At 44.9% G+C, this 23,696-nt stretch carries 19 protein-coding genes and 1 pseudogene; 7 read left to right on the top strand and 13 right to left on the bottom strand.

Annotated elements, in window-relative coordinates; all coding sequences use genetic code 11:
* Window positions 1–17 precede the first annotated feature (17 nt).
* The 3 genes from ACH19P_RS08720 to ACH19P_RS08710 form a co-directional block, all read right to left on the bottom strand.
* Window positions 18–845: a DMT family transporter gene (locus ACH19P_RS08720; protein ID WP_462158199.1), complete on the bottom strand. Its 828-nt coding sequence runs from the start codon at window positions 843–845 to the stop codon at window positions 18–20.
* Between the two features lie 60 nt (window positions 846–905).
* Window positions 906–2,123, bottom strand: coding sequence for a pyridoxal phosphate-dependent aminotransferase (locus ACH19P_RS08715; protein WP_462158198.1), 1,218 nt, complete (start codon window positions 2,121–2,123; stop codon window positions 906–908).
* 89 nt (window positions 2,124–2,212) lie between these two features.
* On the bottom strand, window positions 2,213–2,554 hold the full coding sequence (locus ACH19P_RS08710; RefSeq protein ID WP_462158197.1) for an Hpt domain-containing protein: 342 nt from the start codon (window positions 2,552–2,554) through the stop codon (window positions 2,213–2,215).
* Window positions 2,555–2,677: 123 nt separating this feature from the next.
* On the opposite strand from ACH19P_RS08710, the gene ACH19P_RS08705 reads away from it, so the two are divergent.
* Window positions 2,678–3,271, top strand: coding sequence for a tRNA-uridine aminocarboxypropyltransferase (locus tag ACH19P_RS08705; RefSeq protein ID WP_462158196.1), 594 nt, complete (start codon window positions 2,678–2,680; stop codon window positions 3,269–3,271).
* Between the two features lie 8 nt (window positions 3,272–3,279).
* Window positions 3,280–4,059, top strand: a complete 780-nt coding sequence (locus tag ACH19P_RS08700) for a CLCA_X family protein (RefSeq protein WP_462158195.1) — start codon at window positions 3,280–3,282, stop codon at window positions 4,057–4,059.
* On the opposite strand, the gene ACH19P_RS08695 is transcribed toward ACH19P_RS08700, so the two are convergent.
* The 3 genes from ACH19P_RS08695 to apbC all read right to left on the bottom strand — a co-directional run bounded on the left by ACH19P_RS08695 (window position 4,001) and on the right by apbC (window position 8,254).
* Window positions 4,001–6,496 (bottom strand): EAL domain-containing protein, encoded by a 2,496-nt coding sequence (locus ACH19P_RS08695; RefSeq protein ID WP_462158194.1) that lies wholly within the window; start codon window positions 6,494–6,496, stop codon window positions 4,001–4,003. The genes ACH19P_RS08700 and ACH19P_RS08695 overlap by 59 nt on opposite strands.
* Window positions 6,497–6,575: 79 nt before the next feature.
* Window positions 6,576–7,166 (bottom strand): dCTP deaminase, encoded by a 591-nt coding sequence (dcd, locus tag ACH19P_RS08690; RefSeq protein WP_462158193.1) that lies wholly within the window; start codon window positions 7,164–7,166, stop codon window positions 6,576–6,578.
* Between the two features lie 2 nt (window positions 7,167–7,168).
* Entirely contained in the window at window positions 7,169–8,254 is a 1,086-nt protein-coding gene (apbC, locus tag ACH19P_RS08685) for an iron-sulfur cluster carrier protein ApbC (RefSeq protein ID WP_462158192.1), read from the bottom strand.
* A 169-nt stretch (window positions 8,255–8,423) separates the two neighbouring features.
* Here apbC and metG point away from each other — a divergent pair.
* Window positions 8,424–10,453: pseudogene (gene metG, locus ACH19P_RS08680) on the top strand (methionine--tRNA ligase).
* A gap of 138 nt (window positions 10,454–10,591) precedes the next feature.
* On the top strand, window positions 10,592–10,894 hold the full coding sequence (locus tag ACH19P_RS08675) for a YdeI/OmpD-associated family protein (protein WP_462158191.1): 303 nt from the start codon (window positions 10,592–10,594) through the stop codon (window positions 10,892–10,894).
* A 72-nt stretch (window positions 10,895–10,966) separates the two neighbouring features.
* On the opposite strand, the gene ACH19P_RS08670 is transcribed toward ACH19P_RS08675, so the two are convergent.
* The gene (locus tag ACH19P_RS08670; RefSeq protein ID WP_462158190.1) at window positions 10,967–11,935 is read right to left on the bottom strand and encodes an NAD(P)H-quinone oxidoreductase; all 969 of its coding nucleotides are present in this window, start codon (window positions 11,933–11,935) and stop codon (window positions 10,967–10,969) included.
* A gap of 174 nt (window positions 11,936–12,109) precedes the next feature.
* Here ACH19P_RS08670 and ACH19P_RS08665 point away from each other — a divergent pair, with 174 nt between their 5' ends.
* Window positions 12,110–16,168: a hypothetical protein gene (locus tag ACH19P_RS08665; RefSeq protein WP_462158189.1), complete on the top strand. Its 4,059-nt coding sequence runs from the start codon at window positions 12,110–12,112 to the stop codon at window positions 16,166–16,168.
* 26 nt (window positions 16,169–16,194) lie between these two features.
* Here ACH19P_RS08665 and ACH19P_RS08660 read toward each other — a convergent pair whose 3' ends face one another.
* On the bottom strand, window positions 16,195–16,605 hold the full coding sequence (locus tag ACH19P_RS08660) for a hypothetical protein (protein WP_462158188.1): 411 nt from the start codon (window positions 16,603–16,605) through the stop codon (window positions 16,195–16,197).
* A gap of 163 nt (window positions 16,606–16,768) precedes the next feature.
* On the opposite strand from ACH19P_RS08660, the gene ACH19P_RS08655 reads away from it, so the two are divergent.
* Both ACH19P_RS08655 and ACH19P_RS08650 read left to right on the top strand, forming a co-directional pair.
* Window positions 16,769–17,701 (top strand): LysR family transcriptional regulator, encoded by a 933-nt coding sequence (locus ACH19P_RS08655; RefSeq protein ID WP_462158187.1) that lies wholly within the window; start codon window positions 16,769–16,771, stop codon window positions 17,699–17,701.
* Between the two features lie 104 nt (window positions 17,702–17,805).
* The gene (locus ACH19P_RS08650) at window positions 17,806–18,195 is read left to right on the top strand and encodes a hypothetical protein (RefSeq protein WP_462158186.1); all 390 of its coding nucleotides are present in this window, start codon (window positions 17,806–17,808) and stop codon (window positions 18,193–18,195) included.
* 3 nt (window positions 18,196–18,198) lie between these two features.
* Here the strand turns inward: ACH19P_RS08650 and ACH19P_RS08645 are convergent, their stop codons facing one another.
* The 5 genes from ACH19P_RS08645 to ACH19P_RS08625 all read right to left on the bottom strand — a co-directional run bounded on the left by ACH19P_RS08645 (window position 18,199) and on the right by ACH19P_RS08625 (window position 23,568).
* Window positions 18,199–19,395, bottom strand: coding sequence for an isocitrate/isopropylmalate family dehydrogenase (locus ACH19P_RS08645; RefSeq protein ID WP_462158185.1), 1,197 nt, complete (start codon window positions 19,393–19,395; stop codon window positions 18,199–18,201).
* Between the two features lie 186 nt (window positions 19,396–19,581).
* Window positions 19,582–20,160 carry a YceI family protein gene (locus ACH19P_RS08640; protein ID WP_462158184.1) on the bottom strand — a complete coding sequence of 193 codons (579 nt, stop codon included), beginning with the start codon at window positions 20,158–20,160 and terminating at the stop codon, window positions 19,582–19,584.
* A gap of 2 nt (window positions 20,161–20,162) precedes the next feature.
* Entirely contained in the window at window positions 20,163–20,714 is a 552-nt protein-coding gene (locus tag ACH19P_RS08635; protein ID WP_462158183.1) for a cytochrome b, read from the bottom strand.
* A gap of 75 nt (window positions 20,715–20,789) precedes the next feature.
* Window positions 20,790–21,278, bottom strand: a complete 489-nt coding sequence (locus ACH19P_RS08630; protein WP_462158182.1) for a GNAT family N-acetyltransferase — start codon at window positions 21,276–21,278, stop codon at window positions 20,790–20,792.
* A gap of 109 nt (window positions 21,279–21,387) precedes the next feature.
* A complete protein-coding gene (locus ACH19P_RS08625) occupies window positions 21,388–23,568 on the bottom strand; it encodes a prolyl oligopeptidase family serine peptidase (RefSeq protein ID WP_462158181.1) in 2,181 nt (726 codons plus the stop codon).
* Between the last annotated feature and the right edge of the window lie 128 nt (window positions 23,569–23,696).

Raw genomic sequence — 23,696 nt, 5'->3', positions numbered from 1 at the left:
ACTGACACCCCGCAGCCCTAGTTGCGATAACGCAACAGTGTAAAGGCCAAGATGGCGCCAAGTAACGTCGCACAGAGTAACATCGTTTCTGGGCTCAAACGTTCGTGCAACAACACGGCACCTAGCACAAGCGCAATGGGTGGCACACTGAGCTGCATAATGGATGCTTGGCTGGTTTTCACACGAGCAACAACGACATACCACACACTGTAACCAAGCGCTGAAGTAATAGCGCCTGACGTAACAGCGAGCAGCAGCCCTTTTTCTGTCCACACAATGTGTTTTGACACTAAAAATGCGAACAGTGCTATTGGCGTCATGATAATAGCTGCACGTGTAAAATGGATACGCGTTGCAGTGCGAGGCTCAACACCACGACCTAAAACACTGTAAACTCCCCATGCTGCACCGGCAACAATCATCAAAGCAGCACCGCCTAACGCCACGGCGTTATTAGTTGGACGAACAAGTGCTAAAAAAGCGGCTGCGGCTAGCAATAGCATCAGCCATTGCCAGACAGAAAAGCGCTCGTTAGCAGAAAATAGTGCGTAGGCAATCATGGTAAACTGAACAGCACTGAACAACAGCAATGCGCCTATCCCTGCATCAAGTCGCACATACGCTAATGAAAAGCCGAGCATATAGGTACTGAGGGCAATCGCGCCCCACCAGCTATAAGCTTGTGTGGTGTGTGCTGGAGTCCGCTGCACTGGAATTATCTTATCGACAATCAACAGCATCAGTGCACCACTGACAGTGCGAACCAGCGCGAAGCTCCATGAATCGAAATGCATACCGACAAGGGCTTCGCGATTTAATAGCGAGTTGAGGGCGAAAGCGACCATAGCTAAAGCCGCACACAGCCACGTTAACACAGTGTGCCCTCTCCAGATTTCACGAGGTAGTTAAGCTTGCTTATAGCGGTCAAAAAATCGCCCTATTCGCTGCATAGCAGGCGCTAGCTCATCTTTATGTGGTAAAAACACGATTCTGAAGTGGTCAGGTTCAGGCCAATTAAAACCACGACCATGAACAAGCAAAATTTTCTCTTGCTTAAGTAAGTCCAGAACCATGGTTTCATCATTGGTAATGTTGAATCGTTGGGTATCGACCTTAGCAAAACCATATAAGGCACCTTTTGGCTTGACGCAACTAATGCCCTCAATGTCATTTAGCCCTTTCCAAGCGATGTTTCGTTGTTCATACAGCCGCCCGCCGGGTTGAATTAATGCATCAATGGACTGCACGCCACCTAGCGCCTGTTGCACTGCGTACTGTGACGGCACGTTTGCACATAGGCGCATGGATGCCAACATGTCCAAACCTTGAATGAGATCACTCATGCGGTTAGTTGGCCCACTCAAGACCATCCAGCCGATACGTAACCCCGCAGCTCGGTATGTTTTCGCCAGGCCATTGAAGGTGATCACGGGCACATCATCGCACAACGAGGCTATCGAGCAATGCGGGGTGTCGTCATAAAGAATTTTTTCGTAGATTTCGTCACTTAGCAGCAATAAGTTGTGCTCACGGGCAAGCGTAATAAGCTCATGCAGCAGCGCCGTGCTGTATACCGCTCCGGTCGGGTTGTTTGGGTTAATAAGCACCAGAGCTTTGGTTCGAGACGTAATTTTACTGCGAATATCGTCGATATCAGGAAACCAATCTTGTTCTTCATCACAACGATAATGAACCGCTTTGCCACCAGCGAGTGTGACACAGGCACTCCACAACGGGTAGTCAGGGGAAGGGATCAGAATTTCATCATCATTATTTACCAGCGCTTGTGTCACCATTTGGATAAGCTCACTCACACCGTTACCGATAAAGATGTTGTCGATGCTTAAATTGTGCAGACCGCGTTGTTGGTAATGTTGATATACAGCTACTCGTGCTGAATACAGGCCTTTTGAATCACAATAACCTTGTGCGGAACTAAGGTTGCGGATGATGTCTTTGTGCATGTCTTCTGGCATATCAAAGCCGAAGGCGGCAGGGTTACCGATATTCAGTTTGAGAACCTTTTGGCCCTCGTCTTCCATTGCTTTGGCCGCGCGAAGAACTGGCCCACGAATATCGTAACAAACGCCGTGCAACTTCTGGCTTTTGAGTATTTCTGACATGCTTTAACCCTTGTGATTGTTGTTCCGCTAGATTATCGGTCCAAGGGCAAAAATGCTATACACAACGAACGGTTATCAATGAATTTATTTCAACTTTGTTGTTGCCATTGCTTCATGCGCTCGATGCTCATTTCTATTGTTGCTGGCAAGGCGTCAATAAACGGTTTTAGATGTTGGTGCTCACCTTTGCTAAGACCTAGTTCAATTTCCCGCGCTGTGTCTGCAAGTGTTGTTGCACCAAATTGTGCTGCATTAGATTTCAAACTGTGAACACTTCTTATCGCTTCACTTTGATCGCTATCTAAACTTTGTTCAAATGCATTGTGTAATCGTGAAAACTCGCTGAAGCAAAACTCCAATGTATCTTCAAACTGATCACCCAGTAATCCTTGCATCGCTTCCAATGCCGAACCATCAATTTTAATTTCCATACAGAGCACTTCCTACGTTCATTTATTCACTTGTATTTATTGAGAATAGCAAATGGATACCTTGGAGCAAATAACTAAAACCATTACAATGTACTACACCATGCAATAATCTAGGCTCAATCCATGGCTCGCCCACTTTGTTCACAGTGCCAGTACCCAATTACCTGCTGTGTATGTCGTTTTGTTCAGAGTGTGAACAACCAAATTAGTGTTTGGATTCTGCAGCACCCTCACGAAGTATCTCAGGCTAAAAGTACCACGCCTTTATTACAACTTGCGTTAAAAAATGCGCATATTTGTATTGGCGAAATGCCGAACGACTTTAGCCAAGTTACTGCCTTAGACGCTTCACAATGCGCGGTGTTGTATCCAAGCCAAACCGCCCAACATATAGAAACTTTGAACCAAAGTGAGAAGTCGAACATTAAGCATATAATTGTCTTAGATGGTACATGGAGCAAAGTACACAAGTTATGGCAACAGAATCCTTGGCTCCATGCGTTAACAGCGATTAGCTTCGAGCATGCACCGCAAAGTCGCTATCGTATTCGCAAAGCCAATAGAGAAAACAGCTTGTCCACGTTAGAAGCCACCGCATACTGCCTACATCAGCTTGAGGCATTGGACACCAAGCCACTGTTCAAATTACTCGATGGCTTTGTTGAAGTGCAAACTCAGCACATGCCTGAGCATGTTAAAAGTCGTTATGAGCTATGACAGGTTTAATGGCCGATAAATATCGCAAGGGCCCTGATTATCGTTTCGGGGTCGATGCGGATTTCTCAGAGGTACGCGCCACCTTTGGCCTCAAAGCAATTAGTGTGGGTAAATGGGTTAATACTGAAGAACGTCAGCGCGCTGCGAATCTGATCTATGATGCACTTGCAGACTTAACGCAAATTTTAGCAATCCCCCCTGAGGTGATTGGTTTACGACAAACCCTGACTCTTGCGTTCGGTCAAGGCGGTCAGTTGGGTGTGCAAGCCCACTATCACGGTGCTACGCGTACTTTGGCACTTGCTAAGCACGCTGGCAGCGGCGCCTTAGCCCATGAATGGTGGCATGCATTTGATCACTACATTTGCCCGTTTTTATTTACGGGAAAAGTGCGTTCCAAAGATTTCGCGAGCAAATTGTGGTTAACGCGCAATGATGTTAACGAACACCCAGTCAACCAACCTTTGCTGACACTCTTTGCTAAATTGTTTTTAGACTCCTCGCTGGCCCAACCTTCAGAATTTGTCAGGCGCTGTTCAAAGTTAGACGCGGGTGCAAAGCAGTTTTACTTTGCCATGCCAGAGGAATTAAGTGCGCGTGCGTTTGAGCATTATGTTCAAAGTCAAACAATCAAAAATCAATACTTGGTCAGTGGCACCAAACAAAGTGAATTGGCGAAGCTAGGCGCATATCCCAACGCCCTTGAAGCACAGGAAATGGCCAAGTGTTTTAACCAATATTTTTCGACTTTAGGACGCTCAATAAGCCAAAGTCGTGGTCCAAATTGACCCAATCATAATAATCTTCCACCGGCATAGGCTTGGCAAAATAGTAACCTTGTCCTAGCTGACAACCGTAACCCGCCATATATTGAGCCTCGACAACATTTTCTATCCCTTCAGCAACAACCGTCGCTTGTAGGCTTTGGGCGAGCTCACAAGTAGACTGACAAATCGACTGATCTTTGGGTGAATTAGCAATATTACTAACGAACTGCTTATCAATTTTCAGCTCATTAAAACCAAGGTAACTGAGATACGCCAAGGATGAATAACCTGTACCAAAATCGTCAATGGCGATTTGCACCCCAACCTGCCTAAATTCATTTAATATACTAATCGCGCTCTTCTTCCCCTCGATCGTAGACGATTCAGTAAGTTCGAGCATAATGCTACTCGGTGGCACACCATATTCTTGCAGCACACTAAGAATATGAGAAGGCAAAGAGTGGCTGGAAAGATCACGCCCGGAAATGTTAATTGACATCATATGTGATTGACGATGTTCCAGTATACGAGATTGCGTTTTGACGGCCTCAGTAATAACCCATTCGGTGATTTCTGTAATCAAACCAGCAGACTCAGCAATGGGTATAAATTCTACAGGGCTAATCATGCCTTTGTCTGGGTGCTTCCAACGGATTAATACTTCGGCACCAAAGACCTTTTGCGATGACAGTTCTATTTGAGGTTGAAGGTAAATTTCAAATTGTTCTTGATCTAATGCAACACGCAAGTCTGACGCTAAACTCAATCTTTTTTGTGAGCGAATACAATCTTCTGGCGAGTACATATGCCAACGCTGACTATTATTTTTATCTCGGTAAAGTGCTTGCATTGCAAATCGCACAAGCTGTTGCTTAGAGCTGGTATGGATTGGAATGTTGGCAACGCCAAAATCAACTTGGTCGATAAGGTGGGTATTATCAATAGATACACCTTCATTAAATGCTGCATTTATGACGCAAACAGTTTGCTCAATCGTGCTAATCTCCAGCTCACCATCAAGAGCTAATGCGAAGATATCATCACTGAATCGACAAATTACATGCTCTTGTGTGAGAGCCACAACAGGTAAACCTTCGAGCATTGTTTCGGTTTGGCAAATCAATTTCATTATGTAAGTGTCAGAATGTTCGATGCCAAAATTTGCTCTCGCTTCTACCAACCCCTTGGGTTTAAACATAATTAGAGTAAGACTCTGAGGTTGGATTGTATGCAACGCCTTGTAAAAGAGCTGCTTATTCGGTAACCCCGTCCCTTTATCCCAATATACCTGCTTTCTATGTTTGTTCAGTGCTCTGCGCTCACGAATGGTGAAATCAATACCAATAAGAATGCAATTTGCCATTGTCGCCGCTGCAAACATGGCATGTATATAAATGCCGTAGGCGTAAGGTGCAGCTAACAACCACATCATTGCTGCGTATGCAGCAATGTATGGGAACCAACTAAAAAATAGAAACCAATCTCGATGCTCGTCGTACTTGCTCTTGGCGCTTAACGTAATAGCGACAAGGAGGATAACCCCTACCAGAACGCGCATCGCTCCCATTTGCATGGAAATGGGAATGAACAGAGAACTAACCGCAAATAAGCAACAACCAATCAGTAAGCCTTTAACGATGTGGAAGTAGGTTCGATGGTGGCGCTCGATACGTAAAACGCGAGATAAAAACAACAGGATAGAAACACCGGCTAAACTCCCTAACAAGCCAATATACTGCAGCAAGAACGAGTGCAACATATAGGGAAAAATGAGCTTGGTTACCCCCGTTTGCACAAGTAACAATAGCGAAGAGCTTGCTATATAAAGCGCGAAGAAGCCATAGACGGAAGCCCGATAAGCAATACACATCGCCGCGCAATAAATTAAAAACCCAGACATCAAGCCCACAAATGCAAACCACAGTAACCATTGCTCTTGCTGTCTTGCGTGAAACGCTAAGTCATCTAAGTAGTCAAAACTAAAATAGGCCATGCGTTCACTGCGAATATTGACGTACACGGTGAGCGTTTCGTTACCTGTTATCGGCATCGAGGCGCCCAAATGACGTAGAGATTCTGCAGACATACTTCCACTTGCAGAATCAGACACGAGCTGGTTATTTAAGAAAGCATAATAGTTGACGTGTAACAAAGATGGATTGAGAGATTGGATATAACATACTTGGCCTTGGCATTGACTCGGCTTAAGCTCGATTTTGAACCAATATTCTGAGTCAGGGTGCAGCAGCATAACGTCATTTTGCTGCAAGATTGGTGAAAAGGAAAAGTCTTTTTGAACGGCGTCTGCGAGCCCAATGCGTTGAGGACTCGAAAACAAGTGTGCAGTAACAGGTGATTGTTCATTGGCGAAGGTGTGTGTGCCAAGCAAAACGCTTACACACACAAACATTATCAAGATAAGTTGAAAATAGTCTGGCCTTCGTCCAAACAGCTGCATCCGGCAACCTCCTTTAGAGTTTCCTAAAGTATGGGGGAGCTAGATAGTTTGTCCAATAATGTTCCCTATAAAGGGTCTTTTATTGCTCGCCTTCGTCGCCTATTCGACTGGCTAATGCACTATTTTGACCTTTGTATTTCGCATCAACACGGGCGTTGTAAGGTTTCTCAGCAGGACTAGACAAGGTCTCAAAGCTCAGAGCGCCAATTTTCATATTTGGACGCAATGCCAATGGCAATTTACCAGAATTGTAAAATTCCAGTACGATATTACCGGACCAACCTGGGTCGATTCGGTGCGCTGTTACATGCACCATCAAACCTAATCTTGCTAAGGAAGAGCGACCATCCAACCAGCCAACAATATCTGCTGGCAGCGTTACCGACTCATAGGTCATTGCCAGAGCCAGTTCGCCAGGGTGCAGGAAAAAGGCGTCACCGTCGGCGATTACAATTTCATCGCTCATGATTGATTCCATCGCGGCGTTAAGTTGCTCTTTAGGGCCGCTCAGGTCAACGTATGGCGCACAATGATCTTGGAATACCCGAAACTTGTCACCTAATCGCAAGTCAACACTGACACCAGAAATCATTTGCTCACTGGGTTCTGGGGTAATAACAATGCGCTGTGAGCGTAAGTATTCTTTTATATGGGTATCTGATAAACGCATGATTAATCGTCCGTAAAAATGATTTCAACGCTTTGAGTAGCGCTGTATTGATAATAAATTTGACTGGCGCACAACCGTGCTGCCTGGGCAAAGTGTTCTGCGATATGAGGGTGTTGGTTATGAAGATCACTGCCTTGTTCAGAACTTATCCTGATTTCCATAGAAAGCGGTAATTCAGCCAAAATAGGCACGCCATAACGTTGTGATAACTTCATTGCACCATCTTGTCCGAAAATAGGGCTAGATTGATGACAATGAGGACATTCAAATTGGCTCATGTTTTCTATCAAACCAATAATAGGCACGTTCACCTTATTAAACATCGCAACACCCTTTTGGGCGTCTGCAAGCGCTAAATCTTGTGGCGTGGTGATAATCACCGCGCCTGATGCCGGTACTTTTTGCGACATAGTCAGTTGAATATCGCCCGTTCCTGGTGGCATGTCTACAATGAGGTAATCCAATTCGCCCCATTGGGTTTCATTTAATAGTTGCATCAAAGCTTGTGATGCCATCGGCCCACGCCATACCGTGGCATCCTCAGGGTCAACTAAAAAGCCGATAGATTGCGCACTTAATTCATTCGCTTGCATTGGCATCAAGGTGTTGTCATCAAGCGCCTGAGGTCTTTGTCCTTGCAACCCAAGTAGTAAAGGAATTGAGGGACCATAGATGTCCGCGTCTAAAATACCCACTTTGGCGCCTTCATGACGCAGTGCATAAGCCAGATTCACCGCACACGTTGATTTGCCGACGCCACCTTTACCAGAGGCTACTAGAATAATGTGCTTAACGTGGCCAAATCGAGGGGTTTCATTGATAGCCACATCGATTGTGACACTGACTTCACGGCCCAGTTTCTGGGAAAGATAAGCGCTAATACTGGGCGCTTCTTGCGCACAAGCAAATGGCATCAGTAAATGACATTCAGACTCAGAACTTGTTGCCTGTACGGCGCTTTGCGGCACACCTACGGGCAATGCGGCACTGCGATATTGAAGCAGTTGCTGTTGAAACTGAACCTGCCATTTTTCAGAAGTTTGTTTTGAAAACAAAGACGGTTTTTTACCTGAGCCAAATCCAAACATAGTAACTGCGTAAATAATTAAAGAAGCGTAATGAAATGTGCCGCCAAATTATGTAACATTCGGGGCATTAACACCAGTCTATTCACCCAAGGTAAGTAAACTTCGCAGTGAATTCACGTGCTGAGTTTAGTTATTCGGGAAATCCTATCTGAGATGGAATGAGCACTTTATGGCTAAGAGAAAAATTCTCATAACAAGCGCATTGCCTTATGCAAATGGCCCAACACATCTAGGTCACTTACTTGAATATATTCAAACGGATATATGGGCACGCTTTCAAAAATCGCAGGGTAATGAAGCTTACTATGTTTGCGCCGATGACGCGCATGGCACGCCAATCATGCTTAACGCCCAAAAACAAGGCATTACACCTGAACAAATGGTCGCCAATGTAAGTGTTGAGCGCCAGCGCGATTTTGCTGATTTCAACATTGAGTTCGACAACTACCACAGCACTCACTCTGATGAAAATAAAGCACTCAGTGAACTGATCTACAATCGCCTTAACGACGGCGGTTACATCAAAAAGCGCACAATTTCGCAGTTGTTCGACCCGGAAAAAGAAATTTTCTTACCGGATCGCTTCGTGACAGGTACGTGCCCAAGCTGTGGTGCTGAAGATCAAAATGGTGACAGCTGTGACGTCTGCGGTGCGACCTACTCACCTACTGAGCTAAAGTCGCCGCGTTCTGCGATGTCAGGAGCAACCCCTGTATTACGTGATTCAGAGCACTACTTCTTCGACTTGCCTGCATTTGAAGGCATGCTTAAAGAGTGGCTACGTTCAGGCTCAATCCAAGAAGAGATGGCAAATAAGCTAGACGAATGGTTTGCAGACGGTCTACAACAATGGGATATCAGCCGCGATGCGCCGTATTTTGGTTTTGAAATTCCAGGTGCCCCAGGCAAATATTTCTATGTGTGGCTAGATGCGCCAATCGGCTACATGGCGAGCTTCAAAAATTTATGTGACAAGTCTGGCATCGATTTCGATGCGTTTTGGTCACAGGATTCTGATGCGGAGCTTTATCATTTTATCGGTAAAGATATCATCTACTTCCACAGCCTATTTTGGCCAGCCATGCTTGAAGGCGCCGGATTTAGAAAGCCCACGAATGTATTTGCCCATGGCTTCGTGACTGTAAACGGCGCTAAAATGTCAAAGTCTAAAGGCACCTTTATTAAAGCGCGCACTTACCTTGAGCACTTAAACCCTGAGTACCTTCGCTACTACTTTGCAGCGAAGTTAAACAGTGGCATTACTGATTTAGATTTAAACCTCGAAGACTTTGCTCAACGAGTGAATTCAGACCTTGTGGGTAAAGTGGTTAATATCGCCAGCCGTTGTGCAGGCTTTATCACAAAGAAATTTGACGGCAAGCTAAGTACCATCAATGCTGAGCCTGAGCTGATATCTGAGTTCGCAGCGGCGCGCGATAGCATTGCTACGCACTACGAAAACCGAGAATATTCTCGTGCAGTGCGTGAGATCATGGCCCTTGCCGATAAAGCAAACCAATACATTGACGCCAAAGCACCTTGGGTACTCGCTAAAGACGAAAGCACGCTAGAGCAAGCGCATCAAGTGTGCAGTGTGGGCCTAAATCTATTTAAAGTGTTAATGACCTATCTTCGCCCTATTCTTCCGGGTATGGCTGCAAACGTAAGTGAGTTTTTAAACGACGAGCTTGCGTGGAATACAGTGGCGACGCCTTTACTTGGCCACCCAATCAATAAATTCAAAGCGCTAATGCAGCGTGTTGAAATGGATAAAGTGAACGCGATGCTCGAAGAATCTAAAGAGAGTCTTGCGCCACAAAGCCAAGCTGTTGCTGTAGAATCCAATGGTGAATTAGAAAAGATCCAATTGCAGATGAAATCGAATTCGACGATTTTGCCAAGGTTGATCTGCGCGTTGCCAAAATCATTAACGCAGAGCACGTTGAAAAAGCAGACAAGCTATTAAAGCTGACACTGGACCTCGGTGGTTCACAACGTCAAGTGTTTGCAGGTATCAAATCAGCGTACTCACCAGAGCAGCTTATCGGTAAACACACTGTAATGGTTGCAAACCTTAAACCACGTAAGATGCGCTTTGGATTATCTGAAGGCATGGTACTGGCTGCGGGTCCTGGCAAAGACGAAATTTACATCCTTGAGCCAAATGAAGGCGCTAAGCCTGGCATGCGAGTCATGTAAACACATTGATAAAGGCCAGCAAATGCTGGCCTTTTTTTTGCCTGTTTGCTATCAAATAACACTAAAGTGTACAAGTAAGTTGCAAAGACTAAGCACCATGTCTTTGCAACACCTTGCTATGCGCATAAGGGAATAAAGATGGCAATCACACTCTCAGGTGGGCTGGTTCATGACATGCCCGCCGATTTAGCCGATGAACTTACAGACAAAAATCTCATTGATAACTGGGAGTCACTGACTGCCATTAGCCGAAATGAATACATTTGCTGGATTGACAACGCCAAACAAGAAAAGACACGGATTAAGCGTATCGGCAGGACAAGCGAAGATTTGCTCAGAGGCAAAAAACGTCCTTGTTGTTGGCCGGGCTGCATTCACCGCACTGACAAAAAGCCAAGCCAATGGCAACAAAGCGTCTTAATTGATAAAAACGCTACGTAAATTCAACTGTTTTAACAAGTGTTCCTAGGCACTGTATCGATGTATGCAAACCCGAGGTACTTGTGTGCAAACTTAATCATGGGTCAAAATGACTTTGCCTATATTGTCATTATTTTCCAAGCGTTGATGCGCTTGCTCTGCCTGCTGCCAAGGGAACACAGAATCAATCACAGGTTGTAAGTGACCCTGTTTTATGTGCTCACCCATTTGCGATTGCAACTGCCTAACCAATTCTGACTTGTAAGCATGGCTGCGATTTCTCAACGTTGAGCCAATCAAATGCACGCGCTTAAGCAACAGCTTAGCGGTGTCGAACTGTTCACTAAAACGACCGCCCAGCATAGCCAAGACAACAATTCGTCCATCTTTAGCAATAACGTTTAAATCGCGATTCAAATATTCACCGGCAATGGGGTCGATAATCACGTCCGCAGAGATGCCTGCTTCACGCATAACATCAACCCAGTCGTGAGTTCGGTAATTCACCACCAAATCTGCACCCAATTGCTCACAAGCCTTGCGCTTAACTTCAGAGCCAACAGTGGCAACAACCTTAGCTCCAAGTGCCTTGGCAAGTGTAATCGCGGCTGTGCCAACACCACTGGCACCGGCGTGAACAAGTAAGGTATGTTGTGCGCCAAAATTAGGATATTGCAGCAGCGCATCATAGGCTGTAAAAAATACCTCACAAAAGCCAGCCCCTTGAATAAAAGAATAACTTTCTGGTATTTCAATACAGTGACCAACATCAACACTTACATACTCACTGTATCCACCACCTGCGCACAAGGCCATCACCCGTTTCCCAACCCAGTCTTGGCTCACACCTTCGCCGGTTTCTTCAACAACCCCCGCGACTTCCAAACCAAGAATATCACTGTCACCCGCTGGTGCAGGATATTGTCCTTTTCGTTGCAATAAATCAGCACGATTGACGCCACTGGCGTACACTTTTATCAGTAAATGTGAGGGTTTAACTTTAGTTTTTTGCGTTTGAACAATAACTAGTTGTTTATTTTCATTTAAATCAATTGTTAGCATTGTGTGAGCCCGATTTAACGTAGTATGATAGAAACAGCACCTTTAGGGACAAAACTACAACTAAAATAGTACTTATTAGCTGCTACCCATTAAACAGCTCGAATTTTTTTATTAGAAAAGCTGTTCACTGGCAGTTTTAATGCTATCCTAAATATCTGTTGGGAGGATAGGTTGATGGCTCAGTATAGTGAGATTAAGGCGATCTGTGATGAACTTCACAGAGCGGGAACACCAATTACGCTAGAAAAAATTCTACAGCGTTATGATGGCGATCGCTCGCAAGTCCTTGAGCATTATCGATTATGGCGAAGTGAAGATAGATCAGTTCGCCCCCAAGAAGCACCTCAACCTGCTCCTACACAACAAGCTGCACCACCCCCAACTCAGGGCAGCTTTGCACCACCTCCTAATCCTGGCGCTGGATTCCAACCTAATCCAGATATGCAGTTCTCTGATCAATTCATGGATGCCTTCAAAGCGCAAAGTGAAGCCTATGCAAGAGCACAATTAGAGCCTGTACAAGCTCATTTACAAAAAGTTATTCAAGCTGAACATGTCGCCGTTAAAAACCTTGAAGATCTTCAAGAAAAATACGATGCGATTGTGCAGCAAAACCAAGAACTATTAGAGCGTGTTGAAGCACGCCAAACGCAAATCGACACGCAAGCTGAGCAGCTTCAAGAACAGCAAGCAAACTTATCTAATGCTCAAGAACTCGTAGCCAACGCCAAAGCAGAAAGTGAAAGTAAAACCGCTGACCTGTCGCAAAAATGTGAACAGTTAGAAGAGCAAAATAAAGCGCTCAGTGAACAGGTAAATAAAACTGAGCAACAACTTTCAGCGCAAGAGCAAGAGTTAGAACAGCGCCAACAACAGCTTGAAACCGCACAACAACAGTTAGAAACGGCCCTTGCCGACAGCGACGATAAAGCAACTCAATTGCAACAGCAATGTTCTGAACTTGCAGAGCAAAAGCATGAGTTAGCCAATCAAGTTACGCAATCACAACAACTTCTCGAAAATCAAGAACGAGAATTAGAACAACAACGCCAACAACTTGATGACACCAAACAACAGCTTGAAAACGCGCTTGCCAACAGCGACACCCAAGTGGCTGCATTGCAGCAGCAATGTGATGAATTAGCAGCCCAAAACGAAACGCTTAACAAGCAAATTAATGAATCCCAGCAACAACTTACTGCACAAGCACAAGAGTTAGAGCAACGTCAACAAGAATTGACGGCTGCTAAAGACCAACTTGTTACCGCCCTTGCGGAAAGCGAATTAAAGACTGCTTCTTTGCAACAACAATGTGAGCAGTTGAGCACTCAAAACCTCACGCTTAACCAACAAATGAGTGAATCACAACTCAAAATTGTCGGTCAGACTGAACAGTTGGAACAGCAACAACAACAGCTCTCCACGCTAAAAGAGCAGCTAGACAAAGCATTGAGTGACGGCAGCGAACAAAGCGCAGCATTGCAACAACAGTGCAATGAACTCGTTGCACAAAACCAATCCCTGAATGAAAAAATCAGTGCAGCTCAACATCAGTTAGAGCAACAAACCCAGCTGCTCAGAGAGCAAGAGCAAGCACTTGCAGCCTCTAGTAAACAACTTGAAGATGCATTGTCAGATAGCGGCGCGAAAACAGCCGAATTACAGCAAAAATGCAATGAGCTCACGGAACACAATCAGTCTCTTAGTGAACAGGTTACGAGTGCCAATGAGCAAATCAAGCTCCAGGCTGAGCAATTAGAAACGCAGCAAAATTTACTTGAGCAAACACAAGCTGATGCCCAACAGGCCCTTGCACAAAGCAACGATAAAGCGGCAAAGCTCGAACAGCAATGCAATGAATTTGAGCTGAAAAATCAGTCCCTGAACGATCAAGTTGCTAGCTCTACAGAGCAGATCCAGGCCCAAGCCGAGCAAATAGAACAGCAGCAGCAACAGCTCGCTGAGGCTCAAGCAGAAGTCCAAAGTGCCCTTGCAGACAGCGATGAAAAAACGGCTCGATTACAGCTGCAGTGCAACCAGTATGACGAACAAAATCAATCGCTAAAAGCACAAGTTGCCAACGCGAATGAACAACTGCAAACGCAAGCTAAGCAATTACAAGATCAGCAGCAGCAACTTGAGCAAACCCAGCAAGCCGCAGAACAACAGCAAAGCCAAAGTGCCGAGCAAATCACCGAGCTAAACGCACAATGTGAACAGCTGACATCACAAAACCAAACTCTTAGCGAGCGTATCGAAGGTTTTGAGAGTCATATCAATTCACAAACCCAAGAATTGGCCACGTTACAGCAACAGCTTGAATCTGCACAACAGCAAGCACAAGAAGCAATGGCGTCGGGTGATAGCAAGGCGGCCGAGTTACAGCAGCAATGTGAATTGTTAACTCAGCAAAACGCACAAGCGAACGCTGCAATAGAGACATCTCAGCAGCAGATTGATGAGCTAAATGCGCAATTAGTCAATCAACAACAGTTGTTAGCCGAGGCCCAAGAACAACTCAGCGAAGTACAGACCCAAGCACAACAACAAGCTGAGCTACTACAGCAGGAAACACAGCAACTTGGCCAGCAAAACGCGCAACTGAGTGACGACATTAACGCCAAACAAGCCTTAATTGACGAACAAACAGCAACAATTGAACAACAACTGCATCAATTACAAAGCGCAAAAGAACGTCTAGAGCGTGCGCAGTCTAATGTTGATGAGCAAGTTGCGTCATTGCAGCTCGCCAACACTGAGTTAGACGACCAAAACCAAGATTTGCGCTCACAAGTAACTGCTCGTCAAAAACAAATTGATGAGCAAAGTCAAAAGTTAGAACAGCAACAAGCAGAATTAGCGACTGCGAAAGAACAACTCAGTGGTGTACAAGCCCAATTAGATGAGCAAGTCTCAACGCTACAGCAGCAAAACGCTAAATTAAGCGAGCAAAACAAAGAACTCACAGACAATGTGATAGCTCGGCAGAAGTTGATTGATCAGCACACACAAAAGCTCGAACAACAACAAGTAGAATTGACAGCAGCTCAAGAGCAATTGCAACGAGCACAATCTAATGTTGATGAACAAGTTGCAAGCTTACAGCAAGAGAACACGCAACTTAGTGAACAAAATCAAGGTCTAACAAGTGAAGTTGCGGCCAATAAACAGCTGATAGAAGAGCAAACTACACAGCTTGCACAGCAACAAGAGCTTTTAACACAAACTCAAACTCAGCTTGATAACGCCCAAGCAGATGCAGATAAACGCACAGAAACACTGCAGCAAGAGCAGCAAAAATTAACTGCTCAAACTCTGCAGCTCAGTGAAGATATCGTCGCAAAACAAAAACATATCGATACTCAAGCAGCAGAGTTAGCAAGTAATCAAAAAGCGCTTGAAAAAGCACAAAAGCAAGTTGAGTTGTTGCAATCGGGTAGTGATGAACAAGTGGCAGCACTGCAACATCGCATCGATAATTTTGACCAAGAAATCGCGGCTATCGTGCAAGAGCGCGATGCAATGACGCAAAAGCATGACGCGTTGACCATACAGCACAACGAAATGCAGCAAGCTAAGGCTGAACTCGAAGTTAAGATTGAGCGAGTGCAACAACAATTGCAAGAGCAGCAACCTTTGGTTGATAGGCTCAAAAATGAAAACATGATGCTCAAAGAGCAAAGTACCGTTGCTGCACGTCACCAAGAAACGCAACGTGAAGACTTACGCCAAATGCGTGAACAGAGTAAAATTCAAACCGAGGCACTTGAAGCTGCAAAAGCCGAACAAGCGCAAGCACAGCAAGCCAGTGATAAATTAATGGAGCAAGTACGTTTCTTGAAAAATAACTCTGCTTCAACCATTGAGCGCTTAACTTCAAGCAACGAGCAGTTACAACAAAAGATTAAAGAGCTTCAAGAGCAACTGACCGCACCTGCACCTCAAGCAACAGCACAACCTGAAAATACAGACAATGGCGACAGCGAGCGTTTGCAAGAGCAAATTGACGAAAACAAACGTCTAAGAGAACAAATTACCTTCTTGAAACAAAACTCAAGCGCGACACTTGAACGACTATCGAAAAGTGCAACATTGGCACAAAACCGCCTCAGCGAACTTGAAACAACGTTAGCTGAAACCACCGCTGAGTTAGAGCGTCTAAGAGCGCAAGAGGATGGTAACCGCGTAAAAAAGCCCATGGATGATGGCTTCAACGAGGCCCAATCTGCATAAAGAAAGGCGCTCATTAGCGCCTTTTTTTATTCAAGTGATTCTAAACGCCGCCAAATTTCATATTCAATGAGCTTACCTTGTTCGTATAGTCTGTGATGCCATTCATCGCCCACCAATTCAAAATCGAATGCTAAGCGTTTACCAAGCAAAGTTGGAATATTGCCATAGTCAATGTATTCAACGAATTGCGTGTCGATGATTTGATAGCGACCACCTGCTGCATAGTGAAATTGGTCATGTTTAAGGGTGACGTAATTAAAGTGTCCTCCTGCTATCACTTTTGTTGAGGTAATTTCTGGCGCCTTGGCTTTAAAATTACCCGATGCAGTAAAGTACTCACCTGAAACAAACTGCCAACTCCCTTCGAGAGGATGGGACCAAGCCTGCTGCGCACAAATCAACATGGCTAGAACTGCCAGTTTAGTCAATAAACCCATATTTATAGCTCCTTTTTGGCAATAGCATACGTGTGAATTTGGTCGATTTAAATTGAAAATAGTTCACTATTAACTGTGCCTATTATCGTTATTTAGCAAGGAGTTAGCTTTATCAAAAGAGCTGAGATACATTAGGTGTAAAGAGTATAAGTTGTGAGTCCTTATGAACTTACGTCAAGTTGACTTAAATCTGTTGGTCTATTTACACGTGCTACTTGAAGAGCGAAGTGTTTCGCATGCTGCGAACCGACTCGCACTCACTCAAAGCGCCATGAGTAACGCATTGAAACGCCTTAGGGACTTGTTTTGTGACCCCCTTTTAGTGCGAAGCGGAAGTAGTATGATGTGTACAGAAAAGGCGTTAGCATTAAAGCCACAGCTAGAGCACTTCCTGAGTGTGGCCCAAGCTATCACTATTCAAGAAACGACGTTTGACCCACAAACCTCGCAACATACCTTCCGAATTATGGCCAATGAATTTCTCGTTGCGCCATTATTAGTGGATTTTTTGCGTGACGTCGCAGTCCATTATCCTGGCATCAAAGTGGATTTAATTCATCCTAGTGATGTGAACTTAAGTGAACTAGAACAGGGTCAGGTGGATATCGCGATTGATCGTTTTACCCGAATGCCTGCATCTTTTCATCAATCAACCTTGTGGCGAGATAATTACTGTTGCCTTGCTAGAGAAAGTCACCCTCTTCATCAACAGTTAGATATTGAAACCTACCTAGCTCACTCCCATATTTGGCTGAATCGCAGTGGCTTTGGCCCAGAACCCGTTATTAAGAATCGAGAACCACAAAAGTTAGGATGGGTTGACCAAGCGCTTATCCAACTCGGCCACAAGCGAAATATCGCAGTGTATGCACGGCATCACAGCCTTATTGCAGACTTATGTTCAGAAACAGACTTGCTGGCTACGTTACCTCGACGCCTTGCAGAGCATATAATTTCCCACAACAGTGCAAACCTAGCACTTTGCCCTGTGCCCTTTCCCATTGTCCCAATCAGCGTATCTATGCTGTGGAGTCCGTTAGTACATCACAGCCCCGCACACCTATGGTTAAGACAGAAACTACAGCAATACACCTAGAATATTTATAGTGTAAATACTAATTATCGATTTCATCCATTTCATAAATAGCATGATTGAGCATAAGGTATATGTAAGACAATAAGACGCCACTGGAGGCACTCATGCTATCACGTCAATACAAACACTATGATTGCATTCATATCAACGCAGAACTAGACACATTTATTCAAACCCAACTTCAGGCATGCGGCTCGACATTAAGCCTGAAAGATTTCTATGAGGCTTTAGCTCAATTAAACGACGAATTTGGTAGTTACTGCCGCGCGTGTGGTGATACCGCGATTACTCTAGATGCCTTGCGTGAACATTACCCTAATGCTGCGTTAGTGACGACAAACCAAGCTGATATTCTCGATGAAAACAACTGCCCGGTCCCGGTCAAGATGCTATTTACTATGCTCGATGAGCTAGGTTTGGCGCCTAATTTAGGGAGTCAAGAGCCCTCACGCATCAGAGCTCGCGAGTTACTGCAAGGCGCAATCGCTGCATAACGGTTATCTATCTGGCATGGGTATCGCCGCTTCAATAGCGGCGATAATATTGCGTGTCGTTACACCTTGATTAAGGCTCTCTCGGGTATCGAGTTGGAAGAGCGCATCGTGCGCATTTATTACGTCTTTTAAAGCGCGCCAAAGCATCAAGGCGGCATTGTTCATCCCTAGATGTTGCAACATTAACACCCCAGCCCACACCGTGGCACTAGGATTCGCTAAACCGCTTCCGGCAATCCGTCTAAAGGGACCATGACTAGGTTCAAACAAAGCCATATCATTATTACAGTTCACACTGGGTACAATACCCACACCGCCCACCAGCGACGTTGCGAGGTCCGAAATCAAATCACCAGCGAGATTGTTGCATATCAGAACATCAAATTGCTGCGGTTGCAGGGCAAGGCGCTGCATTACTTGGTCTAACATCATTTGTTCTACCAAAATTTCTGTTCCATCAGGATTTAGAAGGTATTGCTCACCACTTTCGTGTTTCTTTAGTTCATAATGTTGGGCGATATAATCGCTAGCCCAACGTTGAAACTGCCCATCAGTAAGCTGCCATGCGTTACTCTTGTGCACTATAGTAATCTTAAGGCGATTATGTGATAGCGCGTAATCGACTGCTCTTTGGACCAATCGCTCTGTCGCTGATTTTGAGCAATTTTTTATCGCCAACGCACAGTCATCAACAAAACGCAGACGATAATATCCGAGCTCTTGTTCTAATACTTCAATTAATCGCTGCGCATCAGGCGTGTTTGCGCCAAGCTCTATACTCGCAAAGCTATCCTCGCTACATTCGCGAAAGACAACTAAATCAATACCTTCAGCGTTGCTCAGGGGCGATGGAAGACCCGCCAAGGATTTGATAACTCGCATATTACAGAACAAATCTAGTTCTTCACGCAAGGCGATATTCAATGAGCGAAATCCCCCACCTATGGCGCTACTCATTGGTCCTTTTAGGGCAACTTTCAGCTCTCGCAAAGCACTAACTGTACTTTGTGGGAACCACTCGCCATCACCAGTCATCGCCGCTTGTTCGCCCAATAATAAAGGTCGCCACGTAATACTGTGCTCACCCTGATAACACACATCCACAACATGGTTTATCAGATCACGTACTAACGGCAGAACTTCAGGCCCTATGCCATCGCCCTCGATAAATCCAACCGTGTGGGTATATTTCATAGTCATCAGTGACTTCCAATTGTAACGACACTAATTATTGTTATATCAGCCGACTTGCGCGGGCTCAAATTTTACTGCGCTGTGGTTAGTATTCATAAGGGTGATACGGATATAAATATTGAATAGAGGTGGGCGATGAGTAAGAAAAAATAGCGTGTTGTGCGGTGGCAAGCACCGCACAACTGCATGTTACTACTGACGGATGCCTTCAATTGACAGTTCCAAGTCAACATGCGTTGATGCTGGGCCAAGGTTATAGTCGATACCATAATCCTTTAAGGCAATACTTGTTGTACCGACAAAACCCACACGATAACCGCCCCATGGGTCATCGCCTTCCCCTACTTTCTGAATATCAAAACTGATTGATTTCGAGACACCATTAAGAGTGAAGTCACCGGTAACCACCGCGTTATCGGCATCAGAAAATTTGATTGTTGTACTTTCAAACGTCGCCTTTGGGTTCTTTTCGACGTTTAGGAAGTCGCTTCCACGCAAATGCTTGTCTCGCTCTGCATGATTTGAGTCAACACTGGCGGTGTCGATCACAACCTTAATTTTCGACGCATCGGCATTGGCTGCATCGTAACTGAATTCACCAGAGAAAGTATTAAAGCGTCCGTACAACCAGCTATAGCCTAAGTGTTTGATTTTAAAATTTACAAATGCGTGAGCACCTTGAGTATCAATCACATAATCGGCGGCACTGACACTATAGCTCGATGTGACAAGTGCGCCTGCAATGGCAAGTTGAGCAAATAACTTTTTCATAATTAATTTCCTTTGGTTACTTTAAGCATGCGCACCAAGGTGCGATCCCGATTGATGAAATGGTGTTTTAACGCTGCTAGGGCATGAACTGCAGCAGTAAGGACTACTGTCCAAGCAAGGTAAAAATGAACTTTTCCTGCTATGTCTTCTTGGTTGTTTATGAATGAGCCCAAAGCTGGCACGTGAAACAAACCGAATACCTCAATAGCACGCCCATCTGCGGTAGAAATAAGGTAACCCGTGACAATGAGCAACACTAAAACAATGTAGAGCAGCACATGAACAGCAGAGGCAGCCCGCTTTTGCATTTTACTGTGGGTGAGTGCTTCTGGTTGAGGTTGGCTCAAACGCCACGCTAAGCGTATAAGAAGAACAATCGCAACAATAACTCCTACGCTTTTGTGCAAATCAAGCGAGCCTTTATACCAGGCATCGTAATAGGTCAGTTCGACCATATATAAGCCAAGGGCAAACATGCCAATTACGGCAATCGCCATCAGCCAATGCATTGAGATAGTCACCCAGCCGTAATGGTGTTTGGAATTTTTAAGCATTGAAATGTCCACTAAGAAGTATGGACATGATGATAAGCGTTTAAGATAAAAAGAAATATGACAGAACAGCACCTATTACTGTGCGTATGTGCACAACTCAAAACACCAATCGTTTACTTCTTCTCCATTAATAACGTAGCCTGAGCTACGGGTGGGCAATTGAATAAAGTCACAATTAATCAGTAACTTTCTTGAAGCTTCATTCCCTTGCGTGACTGTCGCAGTAAAACGAGTAATATTATGGCTTTGTGACGTACCACCAACTACCGTATTAAGCGCTTCGGACGCATAGCCACAACCTTGGTAGCGCGGTAGCAGCATGTAACCCAGCTCAGCGTGTGAAGTATTAACCAAGTCATATCCAATCACACCCAACACCGCGGAGGTTTGTTTGCAGGTGATTGCCCAACAAAATTTATGAGTGTGGTGTGAGTTGCCACCTACACGCTGCTCAAAACGCACTCTTATATGCTCTTCAGACTGCATATCTGCCACATAATGCATGACGCTTTGGTCTTGGTGAAGCGCCAAAAACACGGGCCAATGTTCTAGAGATAGTGGCATCAAAAGCAACCGCTGAGATTCAAAATGCAAACTTAACTCCGTGAACATAGATTAAAAAATGAAAAAGCCGGCTACGAGCCGGCTCATTAAATGCGTAATCACGTATTATTTATAGCTTTTTAATACCCATGTTGTACAGAGTAAAGCCATAGATATCAGCATATTGCTCAATGATTTTTGAGGTCGGTGTACCTGCACCATGACCCGCATTCGTTTCAATGCGGATCATCACAGGATTTTCACCACCGTCTTTGGCCTGAAGTTCCGCCGCAAATTTATACGAGTGTGCAGGAACCACACGGTCATCATGATCCCCTGTTGTTACAAGCGTTGCAGGATAGTTCACACCACTTTTAACATTGTGCACAGGTGAATAGCCCTTAAGGTATTCAAACATCTCTTTACTGTCTTGCGCTGTGCCGTAGTCATACGCCCAGCCTGCACCCGCAGTGAAGGTGTGATAACGCAACATGTCTAATACGCCAACCGCTGGAAGTGCGACTTTAAATAGGTCTGGACGCTGAGTCATTACAGCTCCCACAAGTAGACCGCCATTTGAGCCACCACGCACTGCAAGGAAATCGCTAGAGGTGTATTTGTTTTCGATAAGGTACTCGGCCGCGGCAATAAAGTCATCAAACACATTTTGTTTTTGCATTTGTGTGCCCGCTTTGTGCCATTTCTTACCATATTCACCACCGCCACGAAGGTTAGGCACTGCGTACACGCCACCTTGCTCAAGCCAGGCTGCTGTCGTTGCCGAATAGCGAGGAGTTAGGCTGACGTTAAAGCCACCATATCCGTATAGGATCGTTGGGTTAGTACCGTCAAGTTCAATGCCTTTCTTGTAAGTCAGGATCATTGGCACTTTAGTACCGTCTTTTGAGGTATAGAATACTTGCTTTGAATCATACAAAGATGGGTCGAATTTCGCACCCGACTCGTTGTATACCTTTGATTCACCCGAATTGACATCAAAACTGAAAATAGTGCCTGGCGTTTTGTAGTTGGTGAAACTGTAGTAAAGGGTCGATTGCTCTTTCTTACCACCAAAGCCTGAGGCCGTGCCCACGCCAGGTAACTGGATTTCACGAACTAGCTTGCCCGACTTATCAAACTGCTTCACTTGTGAGATTGCATCAACCATATAGCGCGCAAAGAAATAGTTGCCGCCTTTTGAGATATTCAACACATTTTCTGTTTCTGGGATAAGATTTATCCAGTTCTCAGCGGTCGGTTGACTTGCATTTACGGTCACAACACGTTTGTTTGGTGCATCTTTATTCGTCACGATAAACAGCGTGTCACCTTCGTTGTCGAGAATGTCACTGTCATAAGCAATATCATCAATAACCGTTACAAGTGGGCTGTTTTCCTTAGTTAAGTCTTTGATGAACAACTTGTTGCCTGACGTAGAAACGGCTGCAGAAATAATTAAGAAGCGTTGATCATTAGTAACCGCACCACCCACGTAACGGTGTTTTTGCTCATCACTACCACCGAAGACAAGCTGATCATCCTGTTGGGCTGTGCCCAATTTGTGATAATAAAGTTTATGCTGATCAGTTTTTGCTGAAAGCTCGCTGCCTTTTGGTTTGTCATAGCTCGAGTAATAGAAACCATCATTACCCAACCAAGCGATGCCACTGAACTTCACATCCACCAATGTTTCGCCTACCGGCTTCATAGTATTGGTATCAAGCACAATAACTTTTCGCCAGTCACTGCCGCCTTCGGAAATCTGATAAGCAGCTAAAGAGCCGTCTTCACTGAAGCTTACGCCAGCTAGGGACGTCGTACCGTCTTCACTGAATGTATTGGGATCGAGGAAAACTTCCGCTTCAGCATCACCCTTTTGACGATAAAGGACATATTGGTTCTGTAAGCCATCATTCTTGTAGAAATAGGTGTACTCACCTTCTTGAAATGGCGCGCTCACCTTTTCGTAATCCATCAGATTTTTGAGGCTCTTTTTCAGCTCATCGCGGTATGGGATTTGTTGAAGGTAGTCGAATGTTACTTTGTTTTGCGACTCCACCCAGCTTGCAGTCTCCGTGCTCATATCGTCTTCTAACCAACGATAAGGGTCGGCAATCGCTTGCTCAAAATACGTATCTACTACGTCACCTTGGCGTGTTGTTGGGTATTCAAAACCTTTTTTTGCCACTGCGTTATCAGTTACTTGCGTTTGTTGTTCTGCAACTGGCGTCTGTGTCGATTTGTCTGCTGGTTTATCATTGCAACCTGTTAGCGCAACACAAACCGCAACTGCGAGTGTTCGTTTTAGCATAATATTTTTCATCTTGTTGTTATAAGCGGACCCACGTTAGCGTCACAGGTACTATTTGTCTAGCTTTGTGCGAGCAAAGACGCTAGCGTCAGAGGTATTTTAAGAGAGGCATAAGAAAACCAACTCGC

This window comes from Pseudoalteromonas sp. GB56 (assembly GCF_054923835.1).
The sequence above is the reverse complement of the archived record's forward strand: the minus strand, read 5'-3'. Positions and strand labels throughout refer to the sequence as shown.